This window comes from Rhizomicrobium sp. (assembly GCA_037200385.1).
Classification (GTDB): domain Bacteria; phylum Pseudomonadota; class Alphaproteobacteria; order Micropepsales; family Micropepsaceae; genus Rhizomicrobium.
Window position 1 is genome coordinate 198,935 of record JBBCGL010000001.1, and the last position, 25,526, is coordinate 224,460.

Genomic DNA, 25,526 nt, shown 5'->3' on the forward strand with positions numbered 1-25,526 from the left:
TTCATGAGCGACATCGGCGGACCCATCGACGACGGCGGCATTGCGGGCAAGGGCGATCCCTTCGCCCTGTTCGATGCCTGGATGGCCGAAGCCAGGAAGGCAGAGCCCAACAATCCCGACGCCATGTCGCTCGCGACGGTGGACGGCGAGGGCCGCCCGAACGTCCGGATGGTACTGCTGAAGGAGGCGAAGAACGGCAGCTTCGTCTTCTACACGAACTACGAGAGCGCCAAGGGCGTCGAGCTGGTCGGCCAGCCTCATGCAGCCCTCTGTTTCCATTGGAAGAGTCTGGGCAAGCAGGTCCGCATCCGCGGCGGCGTCGCCAAGACGGCCGCCGACGAATCCGACGCCTACTTCGCCACCCGCCCGAAGGACAGCCAGATCGGCTGCTGGGCCTCGGCCCAGTCGCGGCCGATGACCGGCCGCTGGGCCTTCGAGAAGGAGATCGCGCGCTACGCCGCGCAATATGCGCTGTCCAAGGTGCCGCGCCCGCCCGGATGGGGCGGCTTCCGCGTCACGCCCTTCGAGATCGAGTTCTGGCGCGACCGTCCCTTCCGCCTGCACGACCGGCTGGTCTATCGCCGCGCCGGCGCAGCGCCCTGGACGACCGAGCGGCTCTTTCCCTGATGGCGGAGGACACCAAGGCCGCCGCCGAGGCGCGTGCCGCGGCCGACGGCGCCCTGATGCGCCGTGCCGCCTGGGCCTCGCTGGGCGTCTCGGCGCTGCTGACCGTGCTCAAGCTCGGCGCCTTCCTGGTCACCAATTCGGTGGCAGTGCTCGCTTCCTTCGCCGATTCGGCGATGGACCTCTTCACCTCGACCCTCAACCTCGTCGCAATCAAGAGCGCGCTGCAGCCCGCCGACCGCGAGCACCGTTTCGGCCACGGCAAGGCGGAGCCGCTGGCCGGCATGGCGCAGTTCGCCTTCATCGCGGGCTCGGCGGTGTTCCTGGTCATCCAGGGCGTCGACCGCCTGCGGCATCCCGAGCCGATCGCCCAGCCGGGTCCGGCGCTGGCGGTGATGGCGGTCGCGATCACTGCCGGTTTCGGCCTGCTGGTCTATGAGCGCCGGGTGGTGGCGGCGACCGGCTCGGTCGCGGTGGGCGCCGACGCGGCACATTATATCGGCGACATGGCGAGCAATATCGGCGTGGTCGCCGCCATCGTGTTGACCCGCTGGCTGGGCTGGACCCTGGCCGATCCGCTGATCGCGCTGGGCGTCGCGGCGATGCTGGTGTGGACCGCCTATGGCGTGTTCCGCGCCAGCTACGACCAGTTGATGGACCGCGAGTTGCCTGACACCGACCGGGCCCAGATCAAGGTGATCGTGATGGCGCATCCCGAGGTCATCGCGCTGCACGACTTGCGCACCCGCGCCGCCGGCCTCAACGCCTTCATCCAGCTCCATATCGAGCTCGATCCGAAGATGCTGCTGGTCCGCGCCCATGCGATCAGCGACGAGGTCGAGCACGAGCTTTGCGCCGCCTTCCCCCATGCCGAAGTGATCATCCATCAGGACCCCGCCGGCCTCGAAGACCCCGAAGCGCTCGCCGCGACGTAGCTCTTCCACCTCCCCAAAGGGGGAGGTCGAAAAACCGCAAAGCGATTTTTCGGGTGGGGCCGGCGCCGCCGGAGAATCTCCTCCCGCGCAGCCAGACCTGCTACGCTCCCACCCATGACCGCCACCCGTCTGCAATCCGCGCCCGCTCCGGCGCAACCCGAAGAACAGCGCACGTTGATCCTGACCGGCGCCAGCCGCGGCATCGGCCATGCCACGGTGAAGCGTTTCTCGAGCGCCGGCTGGCGCGTGATCACCTGCTCGCGCCACGCCTTCCCGGAGAGCTGCCCCTGGGCGGCGGGCCCGGAGGATCACATCCAGGTCGATCTCGCCGATCCCGACGATACGGAACGCGCCATCGCCGAGATGAAGAGCCGCCTGACCGACGGCAAGCTCCACGCCCTGGTGAACAACGCCGGCATCAGCCCGAAAGGGCCACTGGGGGAAGATGACGGCATGATTTCACCTCCCCCAACGGGGGAGGTCGAAAAATCGCGCAGCGATTTTTCGGGCTTGTCGCGCCGAAGCTCCGAAGGAGCGAAGGCGGATGGGGGCGCCGCCGCCCACGCGCGCCGCCTCAACACTCTGAACACCCCGCAGGCCGTCTGGCGCCAAGTCTTCGAGGTGAACCTCTTCTCGACGATCTGGCTGGCCCAGGGCCTGCGCGCCGAGCTCGCCGCCGCCCACGGCGCCATCGTCAACGTCACGTCGATCGCCGGCGGCCGGGTGCATCCCTTCGCCGGCGCCGCCTACGCCACCAGCAAGGCCGCGCTGGCTGCTCTGACCAGAGAGATGGCGGCCGATTTCGGCCCCTACAATGTCCGCGTGAACGCGATCGCCCCCGGCGAGATCGACACCGCGATCCTGAGCCCCGGCACCGACAAGATCGTGGAAACCATCCCGCTGCGCCGCCTCGGCCTGCCCGAGGAAGTCGCCAAGGCGATCTATTATCTGTGCACGGAACAATCCAGCTACGTGACGGGCGCCGAGCTCCACATCAATGGTGGGCAGCATGTGTGAGCCAGAGTCGATTTACCCAACCAATCGTCATGGCCGCCCTCGTGGCGGCCACCCATGATCGCCATTGCTGCATGGTGTTCATGGATCGCCGGGACAAGCCCGGCCATGACGATAGTGTTTGATTCGATGAAATCCGAAACGGCTCAAATACGAAATCACGCTCTCTCGCCGTGACCCTGGCGAAACCCGCTGTATGCATCCTTGTCGTCATCGCCTGCTATATTGCCCTCTGCCGCCTGCGGATTCTGTGAAGGGGATCGCCGTCATGCTCTCGCGTCTTGCGCCGCTCTGCGCCGCCGTCCTGCTGCTCGCCACCGCCGCCCAGGCCGCACCGCCTATCGCCGCTCCGCCCATCCGCCACGTCTTCGTCATCGTGCTCGAGAACGAGGACTACGCCACGATCTTCGGGCCCGCGACGCCTGCGCCCTATCTCGGCCGCGACCTGCCGGCGCAGGGCGCGCTGCTCACCAACTACTACGCCACCGGCCATGCCAGCCTCGGCAACTACCTCGCGATGATCAGCGGTCAGCCCGAGGCGCCGATGATCAACGCCGATTGCGCGGCCTATGTCGACTTCACCCTGAACGGCGCGCCCGCGCCCATCGACGCCGCCGGCATCGCCACCGGCAATGGCTGCATCTACCCGCCCGCGGTGAAGACGATCGCCGACCAGCTCGAGGCGGCGCATCTGACCTGGCACGGCTATATGGAGGACATGGGCAACGATCCGGCACGCGAGGTGTCCACCTGCGCCCATCCCGCGCCCGGCGGCAATGGCGTGCTGCACGCGACGCCGACCGACTCCTATGCCTATCGCCACGACCCGTTCATCTATTTCCATTCCGTGGTCGACCGCACCGCTTCGTGCGACGCCAATGTCGTGCGGCTGGAGACCCTCTCCCACGATCTCAAGCGCGCCGCCACCACGCCGAACTTCGCCTTCATCGTGCCCAGCGTGTGCCATGACGGCCACGACAAGCCCAATTGCGCCGATGGAAGCCCGGGCGGGCTGCCCGCCGCCGACGCTTGGCTGAAGCTCTGGGTGCCGCGCATCCTCGCCTCGCCCGCGTTCCGGAAGGACGGCCTGCTGGTCGTCACCTTCGACGAGGCGGCGAGCGACGCCACCGCCTGCTGCAACGAGCCTTCCGGCCCGAACGTGAAGCAGCAGGGCTATTACGGCCCGGGCGGCGGGCGCATCGGCGCGGTGCTGCTCTCGCCGTTCGTCAAGCCGGGCACGGTGACGGACGCACCGATCAACCATTACGGCCTGCTGCGCGGCGTCGAGGACATCTTCGGTCTGCCCTATCTGGGCTACGCCGCCGATCCCGCCGCCGGCAGCCTGTCAGGCGCGTTCGCGCGGCCTTAGGTCCGGCAGGAACGCCGCGAGCAATCCGATCAGCGGCAGGAAGGCGCAGACGTCGTAGACGAAGCCGATGCTGGTCCTGTCCGCCAGCGCGCCCAGCGCCGCGGCGCCCAATCCGCCCATCCCGAACGAGAGGCCGAAGAACAGCCCCGACACCATGCCGACGCGTCCGGGCAGCAGCTCCTGGCCATAGACCACGATGGCGGGAAAGGCGCTCGACAGCACCAGCCCCACGCCGACGCTGAACACGCCGGTCCAGAACAGGTTGGCGAAGGGCAGCGCCAGCGCGAAGGGCAGGGCGCCGAGGATCGAGAACCAGATGATGTATTTGCGCCCGAAGCGGTCGCCCAGCGCGCCGCCGCCGATCGTCCCCACCGCCACCGCCGCCTGGAACAGGAAGAGGTGGAGCTGTGCGCTCGGCACGCTGACATGGAATTTGTGGATCAGGTAGAAGGTGAAATAGCTCCCGATGCTCGCCATGTAGACGAATTTCGAGAAGATCAGCACCACCAGGATCGCCAGCGACGCCTTCACCCGCGCCGGCGTCAATGCCGCGGTGAGATGCAGATGGCCATGGCTCGGCGCCCGCGCCGTGCGGTTCCGGGCATACCACTGCCCAACCCGCCACAGCACGGCGATCGCCAGCACCGCGGCGAGGGAGAACCACGCCACGCCGTCGCGCTGCCCGGGCACGATGGCGAAGGCGGCGAGCAGCGGCCCCAGCGCGGTGCCGATGCTGCCGCCGACCTGGAACATCGATTGCGCCAGGCCGCGCCGCGGCCCCGCCGCGAGATAGGCGACGCGCGAGCTTTCAGGATGGAAGGTCGACGAGCCGATCCCGACCAGCGCCGCGGCGCAGAGCAGCAGGCCATAGCTCGGCGCGACCGCCAGCCCGATCAGCCCGAAGAAGGTGAACACCATCCCCGCCGGCAGCGCATAGGGTACGGCGCGGCGGTCGGTATAGAGCCCGACCAGCGGCTGCAGCAGCGAGGCGGTGACCTGGAACACCGCGGTGACGAGGCCGATATGGGCGAAGTCGAGATCGAAGGTCGCTTTGAGGTTGGGATAGATCGCCTGCAGCAGCGACTGCATCATGTCGTTCAGCGCATGGCAGAAGCCGACGGCGAACAGCACGGCAAAGACGGTGGAGTGGACCTGGAGCGGCGGCGCGGGGCGGGAGACGGCGGTATCGGTCATGGCGCCGCGAACTTGGCGGTGTGGGCCGCGCGGGGCAACCCGCATCGGCGCATGGGAGCTAGGCGCCGCTTTTGACCTCCCCCTCGCGGGGAGGTCGAAAATCGCGAAGCGATTTTCGGGTGGGGGATCTATCCGGATGGAGCGGCCCCCACCCGACGTGCTCCCCCGGACCAAGTCCGGGGTGCGCGCGTCGACCTCCCCGCAAGGGGGAGGTGAAACGTGCCTTACTTGTCCCGCGCCTTGATCTCGTCCTCGACCATCTCCGCGATCGTATCCTTGCCGTCCGGGCTGTGCAGCCAGGCTTCCGCCTCCTGCATCGACTCGAACTGCTTGGGCGCGCGCAGCGGCTTGTTGCGGCCCTCGACCGGGATCAGCACCTCGAAGGTTCCAGCGAAGCGCGCATCCTTGGTTTCGGCGGCATAAGGCTTGGGCAGCTCGTATTTCTTCTTTTTCATGGGGCGGCCTTCTGGTTCGGCAATATCGCGGGCGGCTTCTATCAGCGCCCCGTGGAAATGCCAAACCAGCACGTGTCCCAAGGCGGCGGCAGCTGCTCGATCAGGTGGAACCCGTAGGCCTTGTAGAAGCGGACCGCCCGCGCGTTGCGCGGCCCCACCCCCAGATGCGCGGCCGTCGCGCCGGCCTGCGCCATCGCCGCCAGCCAGGTGTCGAGCAGCCGCTTACCCATCCCCATGCCCTGCAGGCGCGGCAGGCAGTTGATATGCAGATGCGCCGGATAGGGCTCGTTGATCCGGCGCGGCGTCCGCGCCGGGTGATGGATCAGATAGGCCATGCGCGCATCGCCATCCGCCGACGCCCCGTCCTCGCCCGGATCGGCCAGCCCCGCGCGCAGCGCCGGCCACCAGCCACGCAGCTGGCGCTTCTCGAAGCCATGCGTGTCGCGGGTGCCGACGATATAGCCGCCGATGCCCACATCGTCCTCGACGACAAAACAGCTCTCCGGCTCCAGCACGGCATAGGGCGCGGCATAGACCTGCCCGAGCAGTTTCGGATCGCGATACAGCGCGGTCGCGTCCTGTCCCGCATCGCCGGTCTGAAGGCAGATGCCGTAGAGCGCGTCGAGGTCGGATGGACGATAAGGACGGACGAGAGGCATGTGCGATATCCTACCCTCTCCCCGAGGGAGGTCGAAGGCCGCGCGGCGGCTCCCAGGAGAGGTCCGGCACCGACGCCGGTCTCCGAATCGACGTCGTTCGCGCTCCCGCGATACCGCCGCCGCCGAAACCGGCGCATCCCGCGCGCGAGATGCTGCCGCTTTATCCCCGCCTGCGCGCCGCGCCTTATAATGGCGGGATGAGATGCATCCACCCGCGCACGCCCGCCGCAAAAGCGGCCTTTGATCGCTTCCCCCCGTGCTGCACGATTCGCGCGGCGGCGGTGGCCGCGTCGATTGCCGGGAGGATAAGGGGTCCCGCCGTCTTCGTTTTCGAAAGGTGGGCGGCGTTCCGTCCGGACGAATCTCTTGCCGAAACGGACGGTCGGAAACCGTGCCCGCTATCCCCCATGATTGTGCAGCCGCGCCAGACGCTTGTGTGGGATTCGGCGGAATTGAACCGCGATTTTGGAAATACCGAGACCGGATGCCGTCCGCCGCCCATGCTGATGGCAGCGACGGCGGAGGCATGCCCAGTCGAAAAAGCACGAAACTCAGGCCGGCACCTTCACCTTCTTCTTCGCCGCCTCGAACGCCCGGTTCATCGCGATCCGTTCGTCGGAGCCGAAATGCTTGCGCACGTCGCGCCACACATTGCTCTCCTCTTCCTCGACATGATGCTCGATCAGTTCCTTGAGCACCTTGGCGCCGGCGGTGAATTCCGGCGAACTCGCCGGCTTGATCGTGCCGAGCTTCTTGAGCGCCATATCGGCATGGGCGTGCTCGAAATAGCCCTCATTGCCGTCGACCTTCGCCTCCTTGTCGCGCTTGGCGATGATCGCGTCATAGACGACCTTCTCCTCGGCGCGGACATGCGGCACCAGCGCCGCCTTGATCTGCTTGAGCAGCTTGGTGCGTTCCGGTGCCTTCTCGCTGTCGACCAGCTTGCCGAGCAGATCCTTCACCTCGTCATGCTCCTTCTTGAGCTTGTCGAGGATATCCATGTCGTCGGCGTCGGTGCGGCCGCGCGCATTCCTGGCTTGCTTCTTGTCGGAGGCGAAAACGTCGAGGAGGGCCATGTGCGTGTTCCTTGTGATACTTGCCCGGAACGCAACTGGCACGCTTTCGGTTCCGGATCGGTCCGCCACCGTACGGCCATGCCGATGCTGCGCCGCCGCCGCGGCTGCCGATTCGTCGAAGCCGAGGCCGAACAGGGAGAGCGCCCGCCGGCGGTGCGCGCGTCGGACGCGAACCGGCCGTTATGCCGCGCGTTTCCTGCGCCCGATGCCGAGCTGTTCGCGCCACAGCTTCGCCGGCACTTCCTCGACCGCGCCTTCCGCGAGATGGCCGAGATGGAACGGCCCGTACTGGATTCGGATCAGCCGCGCCACCTTGAGTCCGAGCCGCTCCATCAGGCGCTTCACCTCGCGGTTCTTGCCTTCCTTGAGCTGGACCGTCGCCCAGGAATACATGCCCTTGGAGCGTTCGAGATCCGCGATCACCGGACCGTATTTCACGCCGTCGATCGTGATGCCGGTCGCCAGCTTGTCGAGGTCGGCCTGCGTCACCTTGCCGAACAGCCGCGCCCGGTAGGCTCGCGTCCAGCCGCTCGCCGGCAGTTCCAGCCGCCGCGCCATGTCGCCGTCATTGGTCAGCAGCAGCAGCCCTTCCGAATTGAAGTCCAGCCGGCCGACCGAGACCACGCGCGGCAGGTGCCGCGGCAGGTTGATGAAGACGGTCGGCCGTCCCTGCGGGTCCTTGTGCGTGGTCACCAGGCCGCTCGGCTTGTGGTAGCGCCACAGCCGCGTCTGCTCCTTGGCGGCGATCGGCTTGCCGTCGACCGTGACGACATTGGCGTCCGTCACGTTGCGTGCCGGCGAGGTCAGCACCTCGCCGTCGACCGCTACCCGGCCTTCCGCGATCATCTTCTCCGCGTCGCGGCGCGAGGCGACGCCGGCCCGCGCCATCGCCTTGGCGACCCGCTCGCCCTTGGCGGCGCTGCCCCCGGCCTCCACGGCGAAGCTCTCGACCTTCTCCGCATCGGTCTTGGGCGACCACTTGCCCGTGCTAGTCTTGGCCAAAATCCGGTCCGATCATGAATGACGACGAAGCCATAGCACTCGCGCTCGGGGAAGCCCAAGCCGCCGCCGGACGGGGGGAAGTCCCGGTCGGCGCCGTGCTGCTGTCTCCCTCGGGCGAGGTCCTGGCCGCCCAGGGCAACCGGATCGTCGAGCGGCGCGATCCCACCGCCCATGCCGAGATGCTCGCTTTGCGCGACGCCGCGGCGCGGCTCGGCAATGAGCGTCTGCTGGGCACCACGCTTTATGTCTCGCTGGAGCCCTGCGCGATGTGCGCCGGCGCGATCAGCCTGGCGCGGGTGGCGCGGCTGGTCTTCGCGGCGGAGGATCCGAAGGGCGGCGCGGTGCTGCATGGTGCCAGATTCTTCGAACAGCCCACCTGCCACCACCGCCCGCTCGTCGCGCGAGCGGGAGACGCCGCGGCGGCCGGCACGGTGCTGAAGGATTTCTTCCGTACACGGAGGAAATAAGCATACCATGTCATCCCCGGCTATCGCGGCGCTCGGCCGGGGATGACAAGCGTGGAGCTAATTCACATCGCCGATCTCGATGTCGCTCGACCGCCCGGGCAACCTTACCACCAGCCCGTCATGTCCCACCCGCACCCCATCCGGCCGCACATCGCTCACCCCCTTCAGGAAGGCCCGCACCGCGATCGCATTGGGCAGGATCGGCAGCATATGGGTGAACAGCAGGAGCCTGGCATGCGCCAGGTTCGCGATCCGCGCGGCGTCCGGCGGCGCGGTGTGGTAGCCCGGGATGTCGTGCATGATCTTCGCGGGCCGCGGCCGTCCCGCCGCCAGCATCTCGTCATGCATGATCCCGACCAGCTCCGGCGCCAGTCCTTCATGCACCAGCACGTCGGTGTTCAACGCAGCGCGTGCGAGGTCCTCGTCGTAGATCGTGTCGCCGCTCACCGTGACGCTGCGGCCGACGAAATCGAAGCGGTAGCCATAGGCCGGATTGGCCGGTTCGTGCTTCACCCGCACCGCCGTCACCTTCAACCCGAGCGCCGCGAACACCGGCGCCGTCGTCGTGCCGGAAGGAATGACGATCGGCACGGCCGCCAGCAATGCGCCCTCGGGCGGCAGCATCGCCGCGCCGTGATGCTTGGTGCGATAGCCGTCGTCGATGGCATAGGCCTCGTTGAAGCCCGCCACGACACGCTCGATCCCCGGCGGACCATAGACCTTCAGCGGCGCCTTGCGCCCCGCGACCCAGGTCTGCAGCCTTATCTCGGCCAGCCCGCCGATATGGTCGGAATGCAGATGGGTGATGAGCACGCCCTCGATCTTGTCCAGCGGCACCTTCCAGAGCTGCAGGTTGCGCGCCGAATCCACGCCGGCATCGACGAGATACAGATGCGCTCCCGCCGCGATCAGCGTGCTCGGCCCCGCCCGGCTTGCATCGGGCAGCGGCGTGCCGGTGCCGACCAGAAGCACCGAAAGCTCGTTCGTCTCCGCCAGCCTGGCGTCGCCGCCGGCCAGCGCGTGGCGCACCGCCTGGCGGAACACCCAGGTATCGACCGCGACGAACCGCAGCGCCACGACGGCGGCCAGCGCCAGGACGACGATGGCGCTCGCGCCGATCAGAAGGAAACGTCTCATCGCGGCTCCAATCCCTTCTGCTTGAGCCGCCACAGCAGCACGTCGAGCCGGTCCTGCCCGAAGAACGGCTCGCCCTCGAACGCCATGGTCGGCACGCCCCAATGACCGGCCGCCTGATGCGCCTGCTGGTTGGCGAGGATCATGCTTTCATATTTGTCCGGATCGGCCGCGATGGCTTTGTCGAGCGCGGCGAGATCGACGCCGGCCCGCGCCGCCGCGTCGGCGAGGTGCGAGCCCTTGTCCCAGCCGTCGACCGTGCCGGACCAGATCGTGTGGCTGACCTCTTTCAGGAAGGGCAGGCCGCGGCCGATCTCGGCGGCGGCACAGCCCAGCCGTGTCAGGCGATGGATATAGGGCTGGCCCGGCGTCGCGGCGCGGGTCTGCATGTCGACCACCACCGGGTCGGGCCGCGGCCAGCGATAGGGCAGGCCGAGCATCTCGGCCAGCCGCACCGTGTCGCGGACCAGATAGCCGATCCACAACGGATTGACCTGTGCGAAGAACGCGCCGGAGCGCACCGCCAGCGGATAGACCGGCCGGACGCGGACATCGAGGTCGTAGGTCGCCGCCATGTCGCAAAGCCGCGGCGTCGCGAGATAGGAATACGGACTGCGGAACGACCAGAACAGATCGATGGACAGCGTCACGCGATAGGCCCTCGTTGACGGCGCCGGGAACCTGCACTACTCATAACCGGAATTCAAGTTCGCATTATTTGTGCGGCTCCGCGACAGTGCCCAGAAAGCGAAGTATGAGACCCACGACTCCATTCCGCATCTCTTGAGCCGCTGAAAGGCTGACCATGGGCCGCAAGATCCTTTTCATCACCACCGATCAGCAGCGTTGGGATTCGCTCGGCTGCACCGGCAACAGATTCGCCCGTACCCCGAACATCGACGCGCTTGCGGCGCAAGGCATCAACTATGGCCGCGCCTACAACCAGAACACCGTCTGCATGCCGGCGCGGTCCTCGATGCTCACCGGGCAATATGTCCGCACCCATGGCGTCTTCGCCAATGGCGTGCCGCTGCCCGAGGACGCGCCGAGCTTCGCGCAGTACCTGAAGGACAAGGCCGGCTACAAGACCGCGCTGATCGGCAAGGCGCATTTCGAGCCGGCCTTCGATCCGCAGATGAAATTCCTCGAGAACCGCCGCCAGCGCGACAATGATTTCGGCCCCTGGCGCGGCTTCGACTACGCGATCCACGCCATGCATACCGCCAGCTTCGCCGGTCGCCCCGTCGGCCATTACGGCCGCTGGCTCAGAGCGCAGAGCAGAGAGGTGTTCGACGCCTGGCCGCCGCTGCTCAACGCCACGCCGGGCGGCGACACCGGTGCGCCGGAAACGTCGAACCACCAGATTCCGCGCGGCTTCTATCACACCGACTGGCTCGCCGGCCTCGCACTCGACTGGCTGGACACGCTCGATGGCGACGACGACTGGATGCTGTGGCTGAGCTTCCCCGACCCGCACCACCCTTGGGACCCGCCGGCGGCGGAGAACCACCGCTGCGACTGGCGCGACCTGCCGCTGCCCGCCGGCCATCCCGGCTCGCCGGACGAAATCCGCAAAGTGCTGGCGCGCAAGCCGGCGCACTGGCTCGAGTATTATGAGGGCCGCTTCATCAACGCCGAAGGCGGGCCGCAGAATTTCCGCCCGCAGCAGCTCTCCGACGACAACATCCGCGAGATCAACGCCAAGGTCCATGTGATGAACGAGCTGATCGACGACGCGGTCGGCGCGGTGATGGCCAAGATCGCGGCGCGCGGCTGGAACGACGACACCGACGTGATCTTCACCACTGACCATGGCGAGCTGCAGGGCGATTTCGGCCTCGTCTACAAAGGCCCGTTCCATACCGATGCGCTGATGCGTCTGCCATTCCTCTGGCGCCCGGCGCCCAACGCCAAGGTGACTCCCGCGAAAGTGGAGCAGCCGGTCGAGCAGGTCGACATCGCGCCCACCCTCTGCGCCATCGCCGGCATCGACGCGGCGCCCTGGATGCAGGGCAGGGCGCTGCCGACGGCCGAAGACGGCTCGCGGCAGCGCGCGATCTGCGAATGGGACAGCCAGTTCCCCGGCTACGGCATGCATTTGCGCTCGATCGTGCGCGACGGCTATTCGCTGACGCGCTACGAGCCCTCGACCGCAGGCCAGCCCAACGGCCTGGAGACGCATTTCCCCGCCTATGCCGGCTTCGCGACGCATATCCGCTATGACGGCACGGAGGGCGAGCTCTACGACCTCGAGAACGACCCGCACCAGTTCGAGAATCTGTGGAACGAATCCAAATGGCAGGGCGTGAAGTCCGATTTGATCGCCGACCTCTACGACAATCTGCCGGCGGAGCGCACGCCGAAGCTGGAAGTGATGGGCCCGGCGTGATCTGATCGGGTGTCGCAAGATGGAAGACGGTTTTGGATGCGTCATCCCAATCGTCATGGCCGCCCTCGTGGCGGCCACCCATGATCGCGAATGCATCATGGGTGTTCATGGGTCGCCGGCACAGGGCCGGCGGTGACGGGCTTCGATAGACGTTGATAAAACGCAAACAAGCATTGGGAGAAACACGATGTCCTTGATCCTTTACGGCAGCAACGTTTCGCCCTTCGTGCGCAAGGTGCGCGTCGTGCTCGCCGAGAAGCAGGTCGCGTACACGCTGGAGCCGGTCAATCCGTTCGTCCCGTCGCCGGACTTCCTCGCGATCAGTCCGCTGAAGCGCATCCCGGTGCTGCGCGACACCGATGTGGCGGAGCCGAACACGCTGCCGGATTCCTCGATCATCTGCGACTATCTCGAGCACAAATTCCCCGCCCCGCCGCTCTATCCCGCCGATCCCTTCACGCGCGCCAAGGCCTTGTGGTACGAGGAGTTCGCCGATTCCGCCGTCGCGGTCTGCGTCGGCTCCGGCCTGTTCTTCGAGCGCATCGTCAAGCGCATGATGCGGGCCCAGACCGACGAAGCGGTCTGCCAGAAGACCCTCACCGAAAAGTTGCCGCCGCTGTTCGATCACCTGGAACGCGAAGTGGGCGACAAGCAATTCCTCGCCGGCGGCATGTTCTCCATCGCCGACGTCGCGGTCGGAACCATGATCGTCAACTTCCGGCATGCCGGGGAGACGATCGACGTGGGGCGCTGGCCGAAGCTCGCGGCCTATGCCGCCCGCATCCATGCCCGACCGTCGTTCAAAATGCTGATCGACGAGGAAACCCCGCTCATCAACCGCTTCCGCGCCGCCTGATGCCGCTTCTCATCGGCCCGGGATGCCCGTCTCGCCAACCCGTCGGGGTCCGTTCCGCTCGCACCTCCGGGCGACGCGGTGGGCCTCGAAGGATGACCATGCAAACTCAAGCAAGGAGTGCATCGTGATCGATCTCTACACCGCCGCCACGCCGAATGGCTGGAAAGCCTCCGTCACGCTGGAGGAATGCGAGCTGCCTTACGAAGTCCACGCCATCGAGATGAGCAAGGGCCAGCAGAAGGAGCCCTGGTTCCTCAAGATCAATCCCAATGGCCGCATCCCGGCCATTGTCGACCGCGAGTTCGACAACTTCCCGATCTTCGAATCCGGCGCGTTGATGATCTATTGCGCGGAGAAGAGCGGCCGACTCCTGCCCACCGACCTCAAGGGCCGCAGCCGCGTCATCCAGTGGCTGATGTTCCAGATGGGCGGCATCGGCCCGATGATGGGCCAGGCGAACGTCTTCGGCCGCTACTGGCACGAGGTCTACCAGCCCGCCATCGACCGCTACCGCAACGAATCGCGCCGCCTGTTCGAGGTGCTCAACACGCAGCTCAAGGACAATGAGTGGCTGGCCGGCGACTTCTCCATCGCCGATATCGCGAATTTCTGCTGGGTGCGGACCTATTTCTGGTCGGGCGTGAACGTCGAAGGCCTCGATCCCCTGATGAACTGGCTGGAGCGCATCAACGCCCGTCCGCTGACCCAGGCCGGCCTCAAGATCCCGATCGACCGCTCGAAGCTGATGAGCGAGGACGCCGCCAGCGAAGGCGCCAGGAAGATGGTGGAGAGCGCCAGGACGATCGTGCAGCGCTAGTGTCCTGATCGAGAAGTTTCTGAGATCATGTCTGAGTGATTCGGAGGGCATGATGGATGGGCAAGCCTGCACCCGCGATTGAGTTGAGCGCGCCGGAACGGCGAGAGCTTGAGGGATTGGCGCGGCGGCGCAAGACGGGACAGGGACTGGCGCGTCGTGCGCAAATTGTCCTGATGGCGGCGGACGGAGTTGAGAACCAAGTCATCGCGGAGCGGCTTGGGGCGAGCCAGAACACGGTGGGATCGTGGCGTCGGCGCTATGCGGCCAAGCGCCTGGAGGGGCTTTACGACGAGCCGCGTCCGGGCGCACCGCGCCAGATCGGTGACGACGAGATTGCCGAGACGATCCGTCTGACGCTGGAGGCGGCACCGGCGAACGCGACCCATTGGAGCTTGCGCTCGATGGCGCGGGCGGTTGGTCATGCGCCCTCGACGATCCACCGCATCTGGCAGGCCTTCGGTCTTCAGCCGCACCGCAGCGAGACCTTCAAGCTCTCCGGCGACCCGCTGTTTGTGGAGAAGGTTCGCGACATCGTCGGCCTTTATCTCGCTCCGCCGGAGCGGGCGCTGGTTCTGTGCGTCGACGAGAAGAGCCAAATCCAGGCGCTGGATCGCACGCAACCCTTGCTGCCGATGCGGCCCGGACAAGCCGAGCGGCGCAGTCACGACTATACCCGCCACGGAACCTTGTCGCTGTTCGCGGCCCTCGATACGGCAAGCGGAACGGTGATCGGCAAATGCTTCGCGCGCCATCGCGGCAGCGAGTTCTTGAAGTTCCTGCGCGAGATCGAGGCCAATGTCCCGGACGATCTCGACATCCACCTGGTGATGGACAACTACGCCACGCACAAGACGCCGGCGATCCGCCGCTGGCTGGCCAAGCGTGTGCGCTGGCATGTCCACTTCACGCCCACTTCCGCCTCTTGGATCAATCAGGTCGAACGCTTCTTCGCCGATCTGAGCGAACGCAAAATCCGCCGTGGCGCCCACCGCTCGACGCGCCAGCTCGAAGCCGCGATCCGCGACTACATCAAATGCGTCAACGACGACCCAAAGCCCTTCCGGTGGACAAAGACCGCAGACGACATCCTGGCCTCCATCAAGCGCTTCTGTCTCGCAACCCTGAAGATCGCCAACTACCAAGCCAAAAACGCTAGAACTTCTGAATCAGGACACTAGAGTCCGTTGCTTTCAAGCCGACGCATGGGCCGGCACCGTCACGCCGTCACGGTCGGGCCGCCCACACCAGCCCGCGCCACGATCCGCGGGGGCCCCGCAGTTCGAAATCGCGTGCCGCGTCGCGCCTCAGGCCGAGCCGCGTCATCACCGCCTGCGACCGCGCATTGTCGGGTGCGGTATAGGCGAGCACCTCCGCCAGCCCGAGGCGTTCGAAACCGTCCGCCAGCGCGGCGCGGGCCGCTTCGCTGGCATAGCCATGGCCCCAGGCGGATCGCACCAGGCGCCAACCGATCTCGAAATGCGGCCCCAGCGGATGATCCGCGGCGGACGGCAGGATGCCGGCATAGCCCGCGAAGCCGCCGTCCGGCGTCTCGATCAGCCAGCGGCCGACGCCGTGCATTTGCCACGCTGCCGCATAACGGTCGAACTTGGCGTCGCTTTCGTCCGTTCCGATCGGTCCGCCCAGATCCCGCATGACCTCGGCGTCCGTGTTCATCGCGGCGAACGCCGGGCGGTCGGCGTCCCGCCAGCGCCGCAAGCGAAGCCGGGATGTCTGCAGCGTCATGACGGCGCCTCCTGCGGCAAGAGCGCCGCCGTCACGGCCAGGATCGCCGCCGCGGCTGTCGCGATCCACAGGCCACCGCTCCCCAGATAGTGCTGCGCCGTTGCCCCCAGCACCGTTCCGGCCAGCAGGCCGAGCCAGAGCAGGAAATAGGGCAGCCAGTCCAGGCGCGGCCCGCCCAGCAGCGCGGCGGTCACGCGCTGGCCGAGCTTGACCAGCGTGCCGGTCATATAGGTGAGCCCGATCTGCACTTCGCCGTCGCGCTCGAACACCGCGTTCTCCGCGCCCATCGCCAGCGCCAGCACGAACGCCGCCGACCAGCGCAGCTCGCCGGCGCCGAGCAGCGCCGCGGCGGCCAGGAGAAGCGTGACGAGGCCCAGCACGGCCGGCCGCCGCCGCGCGCCTGCGAAATGCCCGCACAGCGAACCGGCAATCACGCCCAGCACGAAGGCGCCGATCAGCATGGCGGCGATCGGCGCGGCGGCGGTGTGTTCCGCGAGGCCCACGCCCAGCCGCGTGGTGTTGCCGCTCATGAACGAGACGAAGAAGCCGCCCAGCATGATGAAGGCCGTGGCGTCGACATAGCCGGCCAGCGTCGACAGGGCGATGGCCAGGCGCCGGGCGTCGCGGTCGTGGCGGATCACGGCTCGACGCGCCGCCGCGGGTCGCTCTCCCCCGTCCGCTTCTTGCGTCCGCGGCTATGCGCCACGAACTGGTTGAGCATCTCGACAAGGCCCGAGAACGCCACCGCGAAGTAGAGATAGCCGCGCGGGATATGGAAATGCGCCGCGTCGGCGATCAGCGCCGTGCCGATCAGCAGCAGGAAGCTCAGCGCCAGCATCTTCACCGTCGGATGGCGCTCGACGAATTCGCCCACCGATTTCGACGCCACCAGCATCACCAGCATCGCGAAGACCACTGCGGCGATCATCACCGAAAGATGCTCCGCCATGCCGACGGCGGTCACGACCGAATCGATCGAGAACACGATGTCGAACAACGCGATCTGGATCACCGCCGCGAACAGGCTGGAGGTCCTGCCGCGCGCCGTCTCGTCATAGTCCTCCGTCATCTCGTGGATCTCGCGCGTGCTCTTGGTCAGCAGGAACAGGCCGCCGCCGGCGAACACCAGGTCCTTCCATGAAAAGCCGACGCCCCAGAGCGTGACCGCGGGCTGCGACAGCGAGATGATCCAGGCGATGGAGGAGAGGAACGCGATGCGCAACCCGAGCGCCAGGATCAGCCCGATGCGCCGCGCCAGGGGCCGCTGCTCCGGCCGTACCCGGTTCGCCACCAGCGCCAGGAAGATGATGTTGTCGATCCCGAGCACGATCTCGAGCACCGCCAGCGTCAGCAATGCGATCCAGCCGTCCACCGTGAAGAAAGGCGCAAGCGCGGACATCATGGGAGCTTTTTCCGGGCGTCAGAACCAGGCGGGGATAAGGGCAGGGAATAGATACAGCAAAGTCTCCCGCGCCGCGACCAGACCGATGCCGCCGCCGATGAAGACGTCGGAGAGGAAATGCGCCGTCAGCAGCGCCCGCGTCAGGCTCAGCCACAGCGCGACGGCGAACCAGAGGACCGCCAGGTGCGGCGCGATGCAACTCGCGATGGTCGCGACACAGAAGATGGTCAGCGAATGGCCCGAGGGAAAGGAGTTGAAATCGAGCTTGAACTGGAACCACACGAAGCCGAACAGCCCCATCTCCATGTCGTCGCGCGGCCGCCGTCGTCCGACCACCAGCTTCATGCCATGCAGGATCGCGCTGCCCACGCCCAGGCAGGCGATGAAGGCCAGCGCGTATTGCGCCGCCGCGCGCAGCGCCGTCCACGCCAGCCCATAGGCGAGGGCGATCTGCGTCAGCGCCAGGACGACCGCCGCCACGACCAGCCAATGCGCCGCCTTGGCCAGATGCGTGGTGGCTTCCAGGAAATCCACGAAGCGCTTGCTGCCATAGTCGTAGAGCGCATGCGCCGCCCGCCGGTCGAAGGGCAGGCACGCGGCGCCGAGGACAATGAGGAATACGCCCGCCCAGAGCAGAACCATGGCCGCTGCTTGCCGCGACGGGGCGGCGCTGTCAATTCCGTCCCCATTTCGGCGCGGGAACGGCGCCATCTCGGCTGGCAGGCGCCCCGGCCGCGCGCTACAGTCCCGCCCACTCGCTATCGACCTTGGAGGAACAAAATGGATTTCGATTATTCGCCGCGCCAGAAGGAATGGATGACGAAAGTGGGCGACTTCATGCACGCCCATGTCTATCCCGCGGAAAAGACCTACGCGGCGCAGATGGACGAGGCGCGCGCCAAGGGCAATCCCTGGATCGTCGTGCCGGTGGTGGAAGACCTCAAGAAGAAGGCCAAGGCGCAGGGCCTGTGGAATTTCTTCCTCAATGAGAGCGCGCATGGCGCCGGCCTGAGCAATCTCGAATACGCCCCGCTGGCCGAGATCATGGGCCGCGTCGGCTTCGCGTCGGAGGTCTTCAACTGCTCCGCCCCCGACACCGGAAACATGGAGGTGCTGGAGCGCTATGGCAGCCCGTACCAGCAGGACAAGTGGCTCAAGCCCCTGCTCGAGGGCGAGATCCGCTCTGCCTTCCTGATGACCGAGCCGGCCGTCGCCTCGTCCGATGCAACCAACATCGCGACCCATATCGAGCGCCGCGGCGATCACTATGTCGTCAACGGCACCAAATGGTGGTCCTCGGGCGTCGGCGATCCGCGCTGCAAGATCATGATCGTGATGGGCAAGACCAATCCCGAAGGCGGCCGCCACAGCGCCCAGTCGCAGATCTTCGTCGAGCGCGACACCCCCGGCGTCACCGTCAAGCGCATGCTGCCGGTGTTCGGCTATGACGACGCGCCGCACGGTCATGGCGAGGTCGAGCTCAAGGACGTCAAGGTGCCGGTCGAGAACATGATCCTCGGCGAAGGCCGCGGCTTCGAGATCGCCCAGGGCCGCCTCGGGCCGGGCCGCATCCATCACTGCATGCGCACCATCGGCGTCGCCGAGCGTGCACTGGAGATCATGTGCAGGCGCCTGCTGACCCGCGAAGCCTTCGGCAAGCGCATCGCCGACCATTCGGTGTGGGAGCAGCGCGTCGCCGAGGCCCGCATCAACATCGACATGTGCCGCCTGCTGACGCTCAAGGCCGCCGACATGATGGACAAGGTCGGCAACAAGGTCGCGCGCGCCGAGATCGCGGAGATCAAGGTCGCGGCGCCGCGCATGGCGCTCAAGGTGATCGACGACGCGATCCAGGCCTGGGGCGGCGGCGGCGTCACCACCGATCCCGGCCTCGCCAAGATGTACGCCGGCCAGCGCACCCTGCGCCTCGCCGACGGTCCGGACGAGGTCCATTGCCGCACCATCGCGCGCCTGGAATTCGGCAAGCACGCCGAGATTCCCAAGCGCCAGGCGGCGGAATAGGGCGCTCGACCTGACGACGTGCGAAGGGGCGGTCGCGGGGCCGCCCCTTTTTTCTTTTCACCTCCCCATGCTGGGGAGGAATGTTACGCCGCCACCCGCGCAGAGGCCGTCAGCGCGAACGTCACGCTGACCTGCGTCCCCGCGCCTTCGGTGCTCCGGATCGTCAGCGCCCCGCCATGCTTCTCGGCCAGCGCGCGCACCAGCGCCAGGCCGAGTCCCGTGCCGGTCTTGGCCTGCATCGGGTCGCGGCAGACCTGCTCGAAGGGCCGGCCCAGCCTGGCGATCTCGCTTTCCGGGATGCCGATGCCGGTGTCGGTGACGCAGATCCATACGAAGCCGTCCCGTTCGCCCGCCGCGATCCGCACCTGGCCGCCTTGCGGCGTGAACTTGATTGCATTGCTCAGCAGGTTGATCACGATCTGCTTGACCGCCCGGCGGTCGGCGACGAATCCCGAGATTGCGCTGCCGGCCTCGATGCCGAGCGCGACTCCGGCGGCGAAGGCCCGCTCCTCGAGCAGCCGCACGACGTCCCGGATCGTCCCTTCGAGGTCGACCCGTTCCATGTTGAGCTCGAACTTGCCGGCTTCGATCTTCGCCATGTCCAGCATGTCGGTGATCAGGTCGAGCAGCAGCTGCCCCGAATCGTAGATCAGCAGCGCATAGTCGTCGTAGCGCGCATTGCCCAGCGGCCCGAACGTCGCCATCCGCATCAAATCGGCGAAGCCGATGATCGCGTTCAGCGGCGTGCGCAACTCGTGGCTCATATTGGCGAGGAATTCCGACTTCGCCCTGTTCGCCGTCTCGGCGCGCTCGCGGGCCGCCTTCGCCTCGATCTCCTTCTCGCGCCGCGCCGTGATGTCGCGCGAGACGCTGATCACGTTGCGCGGCTCGCCTGTCGCCGGGTCGAACACGGTCCGCAAGGTCGTTTCGAGCCAGACATAATGCCCGTCGCGGTGCAGGATGCGCCAGGTCGCGACCACGATGTCGCCGTCGAGCGGGCGGCAGCTCATCTTGCTCGCTTCGTCCGTGTCGTCGGGATGGACGAAGCGTTTGTAGCCGCCGTCTTCTATGTCCGCCATGATGCGGCCGGTCAGGCGCTCCAGCGCGTTCGAGCAGAACAGCATCTTCGCATCGGTCGAATACAGGATGATGATGTCGCCGGACTCCTCGGTCATCAGGCGGTACATCGCCTTTGCCTTCTCCCGCGCTTCCTCGGCCCGCACCTGCTCGGTGACGTCGTGGCAGACGCCCAGCAGCACCGCGGTACGGCCGTCCTCGCCGCGCTCGACCTCGCCCTGGGTGTCGATGATCTGCGCCTTGCGCCAGGGTTCGCGCGCATGGGTACGGTAGGAGAAGGGCGATCCCGTCTTGATCGCCGTCCTGACGGCCTGCTCGATGGTCTGGCGGTCGTCCGGCGACATGCGCGAGAACAGGAACTCCATGTCCGGCGCCTGCTTGGCGGGGTCTTCCTCCAGCAGGCGGTACATGCCGGGCGACCAGTAATAGTTGTTGGTGGTCAGCTCGTAGCGCCAATAGCCGATATTCGCGGCGCGTTCGGCCAGGTCCAGATGCGTGCGGGCGCGCTTGCGCCACGCCTCAAACTTCGCCCGCGTTTCCTCGTCGAACATCGATGCCCCAGCCGGCGGCACGGACCGCCCATGGGCGATCCTACGCAGCCGAGCGTTAAGCAACGCTTGCACGCGCCAAGGTTGCGTTCGTTAAACGGCGCTTAACGTCATTGGGAGGGTCGGGGTCGAACCGCAGGGCGTCAGCCCACCGCACCGGCGCGCTGGGCATACGTCCAGGCCCGTTCGGCCAGCGGCCGCACCGCGGCGGCGTTCTGTGCCGCGTTGGCATTGGCCGCCGTGCCGTCGCGCACCCGCCCGACGATGCCCTGCAGGATGCCGGCGAGGCGGAAGAAATTATACGCCGCATAATAGTCCATGTTCGGCGTCGTGGTCCGCCCGGTGCGCTCGCAATACATCTTCACATATTGCTCCAGCGTCGGGATGCCGAGCGCCGCGAAATCCGCGCCCATCACCGAACCGGAACTGGTGCCGCGCCCTTCCTGCTGCCACTGCATCAGGTGATAGGTGAAGTCCGCCAGCGGATCGCCGATCGTCGACAGCTCCCAGTCGATCACCGCCAGCACCTTCGGCTCGGTCGGATGCAGGATCATGTTGTCGAGCCGGTAGTCGCCATGCACCACCGACGGGCGGCCTTCCTCCGGCAGGTGTTTGGGCAGCCAGTCGATGAGCTTGTCCATCTCCGCGATCGTCTCGGTCTGCGACATCTGGTACTGCTTGGTCCAGCGCGAGATCTGCCGCGCGACATAGGCGGTCGGCTTGCCGAAATCCTCCAGCCCGATCTTCACGTAATCGAGGTTGTGCAGCCGCGCGAGCGTCTCGTTCATCGCGTCGTAGGTCGCCCAGCGCTGTTTCTTGTCCATGTCGGGCAGCACGCCTTCCCACAAGACGCGCCCCTCGACGCAGTCCATGACATAGAACATCGTGCCCGTGATGCTCTCGTCCTCGCACAGCAGGTAGGGCTTGGCGACCGGGAAACCGGTGGGATAGAGCGCCGAGATCACCTTGAACTCGCGGTCGACGGCATGCGCGCTGGGCAGCAGCTTGCCCGGCGGCTTGCGGCGCATCACATATTTGCGGTTCGGCGTGACGAGCTGATAGGTCGGGTTCGACTGTCCGCCCTTGAACTGGCGCACCTCCAGCGGCGTCTGGAAGCCTTCGATGCGGTCGGCGAGATAGGCCTCGAGCTTCTTGACGTCGAATGCGTGCGCAGCGCCCACCTCCTTGGTGCCCGAATAGGTCTCCTGCCGGCTGGCGCCCGCGTCGCTCATCGCCATACTCCCGTTTCGAATTTCTTGTTGGGGCGCATATTCTATCCCTTGGCCGCGCCTCGCAAGGCTCAAAGGAGCGGCGCCAGGGCTGCGACAACGTCGGCGTTGGACCGCACATGCACCGCCCGCACACCTGCCGCCCGCGCCCCTTCGACGTTGGCGAGCGCGTCGTCGAAGAACAGGATGCGCCCCGGCGCCACGCCCATCTCCTGCGCGACATGCTCGAACGCCGCGACGTCCGGCTTGCGAAGTCCGATGGTCGAGGACACGAACACCCGGCGGAACGGCCTCAGCGTATCGGCATATTCCGCGGCCCAGAAAGTCTCATGCGCGGGATTGGTATTGGAGAAGACGTAAGACGGGTAGCGCGCACAGATCGCCGCGATCCAATCCGGCACGCCGGGGATGACCCCGCCGAAGATCGCATTCCAGCCGTCGAGGAACTGCGCGTCGGAAATGTCGATGCCGAGCGAGCCGCGCAGCGCCTGAAAGTACGCCGCATCGCTGATCGCGCCGCGCTCATGCTGCCGATAGGCCTCATCGGGCGTGTAGCGCCCGGCCAGCAGCGCGGCATCGCGGCCGGCATGCTGGGCCCAGCGTCGCGTGACGCGCGCGAAGTCGACATCGACGATGACATTGCCCAGGTCGAACAGCAGGGCCTCGACGGGTTCGCTCATCGCGCCAGCGCCCGCCAACCGATATCGCGCCGCGAAAAACAGCCGTCCCAGTGGATCATATCCACCGCCGCATAAGCCCGCGCCTGCGCCTCGGCGACGTCCTTGCCGGTTGCCGTCACGCTGAGCACCCGTCCGCCCGCCGCGACGATCCTGCCGTCGCGCCATTCGGTCCCCGCATGGAAGATCTGCACGCCGGGCAGCCGCGCCGCCTCATCGAGCCCCGTGATGACCTGGCCTTTCTCGTAAGCGCCCGGATAGCCCTTCGACGCCATCGCCACCGTCAGCGCGACCTCGTCGCTCCAGCGCAGGTCGACCTCGCGCAGCATCCCGTCCCGCATCGCGAGCAATACGGTCAGAAGATCGCTCTTCAACCGCGGCATGAGCACCTGGGTTTCCGGATCGCCGAAGCGGCAATTGTATTCGACCAGCCTGGGGCCGTCCGCGGTGATCATCAGCCCCAGATAGAGCACGCCCTGATAGGAAAGCCCCTTGGCCCGCATCGCCGCGACGGTCGGCCTGATGAAGCGCTCCATCGCGACGGCCTCGAGCGCCGGCGTCAGCACCGGCGCGGGCGAATAGGCGCCCATCCCGCCGGTGTTCGGTCCCTTGTCGCCGTCGAACACCTGCTTGTGGTCCTGCGCGCCCGCCAGCGGGATCACCGTCTCGCCGTCGCTGAGCGCGAAGAACGATGCTTCCTCGCCCGCCATGAATTCCTCGACCACGACCGCCGCGCCGCTTGCGCCGAGGCCGCCCTCGAACATGAAGTCGATGGCCTTGTGCGCGGCATCGCACGTCTGCGCGACGATCACGCCCTTGCCGGCCGCCCACCCATCCGCCTTGATCACCACCGGCAGGCCCAGCGTGTCGGCAAACGCCTTCGCGCCCGCCGGCTCGGCGAAGCGCTTATACGCCGCCGTCGGGATGCCATATTCGGCGCAAAGGTCCTTCACGAAGCCCTTGGAGCCCTCGAGAACGGCCGCAGCCTTGCTCGGCCCCGAAGCCCGGATACCCGCCGCCTCGAACGCGTCCCACAGCCCGCCGACCAGCGGCTGATCGGCCGCGATCATGGCGAAGTCGATTCCCTTCTCGCGCGCGAAGGCGACCAGGCGGTCGAAATCCATCACCGGAATCGGCACGCATTCCGCGACCGCTTCGATTCCCGCGTTCCCCGGCGCGCAATAGAGCTTGGTCAGCAGCGGCGAGGCGCTCAGCGCCCAGGCCAGCGCATGTTCCCGGCCACCGGAACCGACGAGAAGGACTTTCATATTTCGCCTAGTTAGATGTCCCGGCTGATTGTAAGTTGATAGAGTGACGGCGCCTATGAAAAACCGCGCCGACGATTCGCTCGCACTATTGGAAAAAGGCTGTCATGGCCCGCGTTTGCGGGCCATGACAAGCGAGGGTTGAATGTCCGAACCCGCCGCCCGCGCCACGCCCAATCTCCCAGAATTCTCGGTCACCGAGATCTCCTCGGCGCTCAAGCGCACCGTGGAGGACGCGTTCGGCTTCGTCCGCGTGCGCGGCGAGATCAGCAACCTCAAATTCCACTCCTCCGGCCACATCTATTTCGACCTGAAGGACGAAAAGGCCTGCCTCAACGCGGTCGTCTGGCGCACCGGCGCCGGGCGCCTGCGCCAGAAGCCGCAGGCCGGACTGGAGGTCGTCTGCACCGGCAAGATATCGACCTATGCCGGCTCGTCGCGCTACCAGATCATCGTCGAGCAGGTCGAGCTCGCGGGCGCCGGCGCCCTCATGGCCATGCTGGAGGAGCGCAAGAAGAAGCTTGCCGCCGAAGGCCTGTTCGACGCCGCGCACAAGAAGAAGCTGCCCTTCCTGCCCGAGGTGATCGGCGTCGTCACCTCGCCGACCGGCGCGGTGATCCGCGACATCATGCACCGGCTCGAGGCTCGCTTCCCGCGCCGGGTGTTGCTCTGGCCCGTCGCGGTGCAGGGCGAGCGCGCCGCGGCCGAGGTCGCCGCCGCGATCCGCGGCCTCAACGCCATCGGCCCCGGCCACGCCTTGCCGCGTCCCGACCTGATCATCGTGGCGCGGGGCGGCGGCTCCATCGAGGATCTCATGGCGTTCAACGACGAGGCCGTGGTGCGCGCCGCGTTCGAGAGCGTCATTCCGCTGATCTCCGCCGTCGGCCACGAGACCGACACGACGCTGATCGACTTCGCGTCGGATGTCCGTGCCCCCACGCCGACGGCCGCTGCCGAGCTCGCGGTTCCGGTGCGTGCCGAGCTGCTGGGCCAGAACCTCGATTTCGCGCGCCGCCTGCTGCGCGTGTTCAGCAAGGCGATGGACGACCGCCGCCGCCATCTGGGCCAGCTCGCGCGCGTGCTGCCGCGCGCCGACGCGCTGTTCGCCCAGCCGCGCCAGCGTCTCGATTTTGCCGGCGAGAATCTCGGCAAGGCGCTGCGCACCAATCTGCAGGTCCATGATCGGCGGCTGACCAAGGCCGGCGCCGCACTGCGTCCCACCGATCTGCGGCGCAACCTGAAGCGCGAGGGGGAACGGGCCGAGCTGTTGGGCAAGCGCCTCGCCCGCGCAGGGCGCGCAAGGCTGACCGAGCTCGCCAAGCACCTCGACTCGCTCGGCCGCGTGCTCGAGGGCACCTCCTACCGCTCGGCTCTGGAGCGCGGCTTCGCGCTGGTCCGCGGCGAAGACGGCAAGGTCCGCCGCCGCGCCGCGCAGGTGACGGAGGGCGAGAGCCTCACGCTCACCTTCGCCGACGGCGAAGTGCCCGCGACAGCCTCCGGCACCGCCCCGCAAAAGCCGAAATCGAGAGGCAAGCCGGGTGGCGGGCAGGGAAGCTTGTTCTAAACACACCG

The 25,526-nt window shown here is 67.0% G+C and carries 26 protein-coding genes; 11 read left to right on the forward strand and 15 right to left on the reverse strand.

What is annotated here, in order from left to right; translation table 11 throughout:
- Positions 1–3: 3 nt before the first annotated feature.
- The 4 genes from pdxH (at position 4) to WDM91_00770 (ending at position 3,942) form a co-directional block, all read left to right on the forward strand.
- Positions 4–627 (forward strand): pyridoxamine 5'-phosphate oxidase, encoded by a 624-nt coding sequence (pdxH, locus tag WDM91_00755; protein ID MEI9993094.1) that lies wholly within the window; start codon positions 4–6, stop codon positions 625–627.
- Positions 627–1,559, forward strand: a complete 933-nt coding sequence (locus tag WDM91_00760) for a cation diffusion facilitator family transporter (GenBank protein MEI9993095.1) — start codon at positions 627–629, stop codon at positions 1,557–1,559. The genes pdxH and WDM91_00760 overlap by 1 nt, the downstream gene beginning before the upstream one ends.
- 114 nt (positions 1,560–1,673) lie before the next feature.
- Complete coding sequence (locus WDM91_00765; protein MEI9993096.1) at positions 1,674–2,576, forward strand: SDR family oxidoreductase; 903 nt, start codon at positions 1,674–1,676, stop codon at positions 2,574–2,576.
- Positions 2,577–2,841: 265 nt separating this feature from the next.
- Entirely contained in the window at positions 2,842–3,942 is a 1,101-nt protein-coding gene (locus tag WDM91_00770) for an alkaline phosphatase family protein (protein ID MEI9993097.1), read from the forward strand.
- Here WDM91_00770 and WDM91_00775 read toward each other — a convergent pair.
- From WDM91_00775 to WDM91_00795, 5 genes are all read right to left on the reverse strand, one after another.
- Positions 3,919–5,136, reverse strand: a complete 1,218-nt coding sequence (locus tag WDM91_00775; protein ID MEI9993098.1) for an MFS transporter — start codon at positions 5,134–5,136, stop codon at positions 3,919–3,921. The two genes, WDM91_00770 and WDM91_00775, sit on opposite strands and share 24 nt — an antisense overlap.
- A 224-nt stretch (positions 5,137–5,360) precedes the next feature.
- Positions 5,361–5,591, reverse strand: coding sequence for a hypothetical protein (locus WDM91_00780; GenBank protein MEI9993099.1), 231 nt, complete (start codon positions 5,589–5,591; stop codon positions 5,361–5,363).
- A 41-nt stretch (positions 5,592–5,632) separates the two neighbouring features.
- Complete coding sequence (locus WDM91_00785) at positions 5,633–6,250, reverse strand: GNAT family N-acetyltransferase (protein ID MEI9993100.1); 618 nt, start codon at positions 6,248–6,250, stop codon at positions 5,633–5,635.
- A gap of 551 nt (positions 6,251–6,801) precedes the next feature.
- Positions 6,802–7,326 (reverse strand): hemerythrin domain-containing protein, encoded by a 525-nt coding sequence (locus tag WDM91_00790; protein ID MEI9993101.1) that lies wholly within the window; start codon positions 7,324–7,326, stop codon positions 6,802–6,804.
- A gap of 180 nt (positions 7,327–7,506) precedes the next feature.
- Positions 7,507–8,328 (reverse strand): pseudouridine synthase, encoded by an 822-nt coding sequence (locus WDM91_00795; GenBank protein MEI9993102.1) that lies wholly within the window; start codon positions 8,326–8,328, stop codon positions 7,507–7,509.
- 14 nt (positions 8,329–8,342) lie between these two features.
- Here WDM91_00795 and WDM91_00800 point away from each other — a divergent pair, with 14 nt between their 5' ends.
- The gene (locus tag WDM91_00800) at positions 8,343–8,795 is read left to right on the forward strand and encodes a nucleoside deaminase (GenBank protein MEI9993103.1); all 453 of its coding nucleotides are present in this window, start codon (positions 8,343–8,345) and stop codon (positions 8,793–8,795) included.
- A 57-nt stretch (positions 8,796–8,852) separates the two neighbouring features.
- Here the strand turns inward: WDM91_00800 and WDM91_00805 are convergent, their stop codons facing one another.
- Entirely contained in the window at positions 8,853–9,932 is a 1,080-nt protein-coding gene (locus WDM91_00805) for an MBL fold metallo-hydrolase (protein ID MEI9993104.1), read from the reverse strand.
- Entirely contained in the window at positions 9,929–10,579 is a 651-nt protein-coding gene (locus WDM91_00810) for a 2-hydroxychromene-2-carboxylate isomerase (GenBank protein ID MEI9993105.1), read from the reverse strand. The genes WDM91_00805 and WDM91_00810 overlap by 4 nt, the downstream gene beginning before the upstream one ends.
- A gap of 155 nt (positions 10,580–10,734) precedes the next feature.
- Between WDM91_00810 and WDM91_00815 the strand changes: the two genes are divergently transcribed.
- The 4 genes from WDM91_00815 to WDM91_00830 all read left to right on the forward strand — a co-directional run bounded on the left by WDM91_00815 (position 10,735) and on the right by WDM91_00830 (position 15,169).
- Positions 10,735–12,318, forward strand: coding sequence for a sulfatase-like hydrolase/transferase (locus WDM91_00815; GenBank protein ID MEI9993106.1), 1,584 nt, complete (start codon positions 10,735–10,737; stop codon positions 12,316–12,318).
- A gap of 187 nt (positions 12,319–12,505) precedes the next feature.
- Positions 12,506–13,174: a glutathione S-transferase family protein gene (locus tag WDM91_00820; protein ID MEI9993107.1), complete on the forward strand. Its 669-nt coding sequence runs from the start codon at positions 12,506–12,508 to the stop codon at positions 13,172–13,174.
- A gap of 124 nt (positions 13,175–13,298) precedes the next feature.
- Positions 13,299–13,991 (forward strand): glutathione binding-like protein, encoded by a 693-nt coding sequence (locus tag WDM91_00825; protein ID MEI9993108.1) that lies wholly within the window; start codon positions 13,299–13,301, stop codon positions 13,989–13,991.
- Positions 13,992–14,047: 56 nt separating this feature from the next.
- Positions 14,048–15,169 (forward strand): IS630 family transposase, encoded by a 1,122-nt coding sequence (locus tag WDM91_00830; protein MEI9993109.1) that lies wholly within the window; start codon positions 14,048–14,050, stop codon positions 15,167–15,169.
- Between the two features lie 46 nt (positions 15,170–15,215).
- On the opposite strand, the gene WDM91_00835 is transcribed toward WDM91_00830, so the two are convergent.
- Genes WDM91_00835 through WDM91_00850 form a run of 4 tightly spaced genes read right to left on the reverse strand, consistent with a single transcriptional unit; the run spans position 15,216 to position 17,778 of the window.
- On the reverse strand, positions 15,216–15,734 hold the full coding sequence (locus WDM91_00835) for a GNAT family N-acetyltransferase (protein ID MEI9993110.1): 519 nt from the start codon (positions 15,732–15,734) through the stop codon (positions 15,216–15,218).
- Complete coding sequence (locus WDM91_00840) at positions 15,731–16,375, reverse strand: YoaK family protein (protein ID MEI9993111.1); 645 nt, start codon at positions 16,373–16,375, stop codon at positions 15,731–15,733. Before WDM91_00840 ends, WDM91_00835 begins: the two co-directional genes overlap by 4 nt.
- Positions 16,372–17,136: a TerC family protein gene (locus WDM91_00845; protein MEI9993112.1), complete on the reverse strand. Its 765-nt coding sequence runs from the start codon at positions 17,134–17,136 to the stop codon at positions 16,372–16,374. The genes WDM91_00840 and WDM91_00845 overlap by 4 nt, the downstream gene beginning before the upstream one ends.
- Positions 17,137–17,154: 18 nt before the next feature.
- Positions 17,155–17,778 (reverse strand): phosphatase PAP2 family protein, encoded by a 624-nt coding sequence (locus WDM91_00850; GenBank protein ID MEI9993113.1) that lies wholly within the window; start codon positions 17,776–17,778, stop codon positions 17,155–17,157.
- 138 nt (positions 17,779–17,916) lie between these two features.
- On the opposite strand from WDM91_00850, the gene WDM91_00855 reads away from it, so the two are divergent.
- Entirely contained in the window at positions 17,917–19,158 is a 1,242-nt protein-coding gene (locus tag WDM91_00855; protein MEI9993114.1) for an acyl-CoA dehydrogenase family protein, read from the forward strand.
- 83 nt (positions 19,159–19,241) lie between these two features.
- Here WDM91_00855 and WDM91_00860 read toward each other — a convergent pair whose 3' ends face one another.
- The 4 genes from WDM91_00860 to purD all read right to left on the reverse strand — a co-directional run bounded on the left by WDM91_00860 (position 19,242) and on the right by purD (position 23,957).
- Positions 19,242–20,786, reverse strand: coding sequence for an ATP-binding protein (locus tag WDM91_00860; GenBank protein MEI9993115.1), 1,545 nt, complete (start codon positions 20,784–20,786; stop codon positions 19,242–19,244).
- Between the two features lie 140 nt (positions 20,787–20,926).
- Positions 20,927–22,015 carry a phosphotransferase family protein gene (locus WDM91_00865; GenBank protein MEI9993116.1) on the reverse strand — a complete coding sequence of 363 codons (1,089 nt, stop codon included), beginning with the start codon at positions 22,013–22,015 and terminating at the stop codon, positions 20,927–20,929.
- 68 nt (positions 22,016–22,083) lie between these two features.
- Complete coding sequence (locus WDM91_00870; protein MEI9993117.1) at positions 22,084–22,692, reverse strand: HAD-IA family hydrolase; 609 nt, start codon at positions 22,690–22,692, stop codon at positions 22,084–22,086.
- Positions 22,689–23,957, reverse strand: a complete 1,269-nt coding sequence (gene purD, locus WDM91_00875; GenBank protein MEI9993118.1) for a phosphoribosylamine--glycine ligase — start codon at positions 23,955–23,957, stop codon at positions 22,689–22,691. Before purD ends, WDM91_00870 begins: the two co-directional genes overlap by 4 nt.
- 142 nt (positions 23,958–24,099) lie before the next feature.
- Here purD and xseA point away from each other — a divergent pair, with 142 nt between their 5' ends.
- Positions 24,100–25,518 carry an exodeoxyribonuclease VII large subunit gene (gene xseA / locus WDM91_00880; GenBank protein ID MEI9993119.1) on the forward strand — a complete coding sequence of 473 codons (1,419 nt, stop codon included), beginning with the start codon at positions 24,100–24,102 and terminating at the stop codon, positions 25,516–25,518.
- Positions 25,519–25,526: the final 8 nt, after the last annotated feature.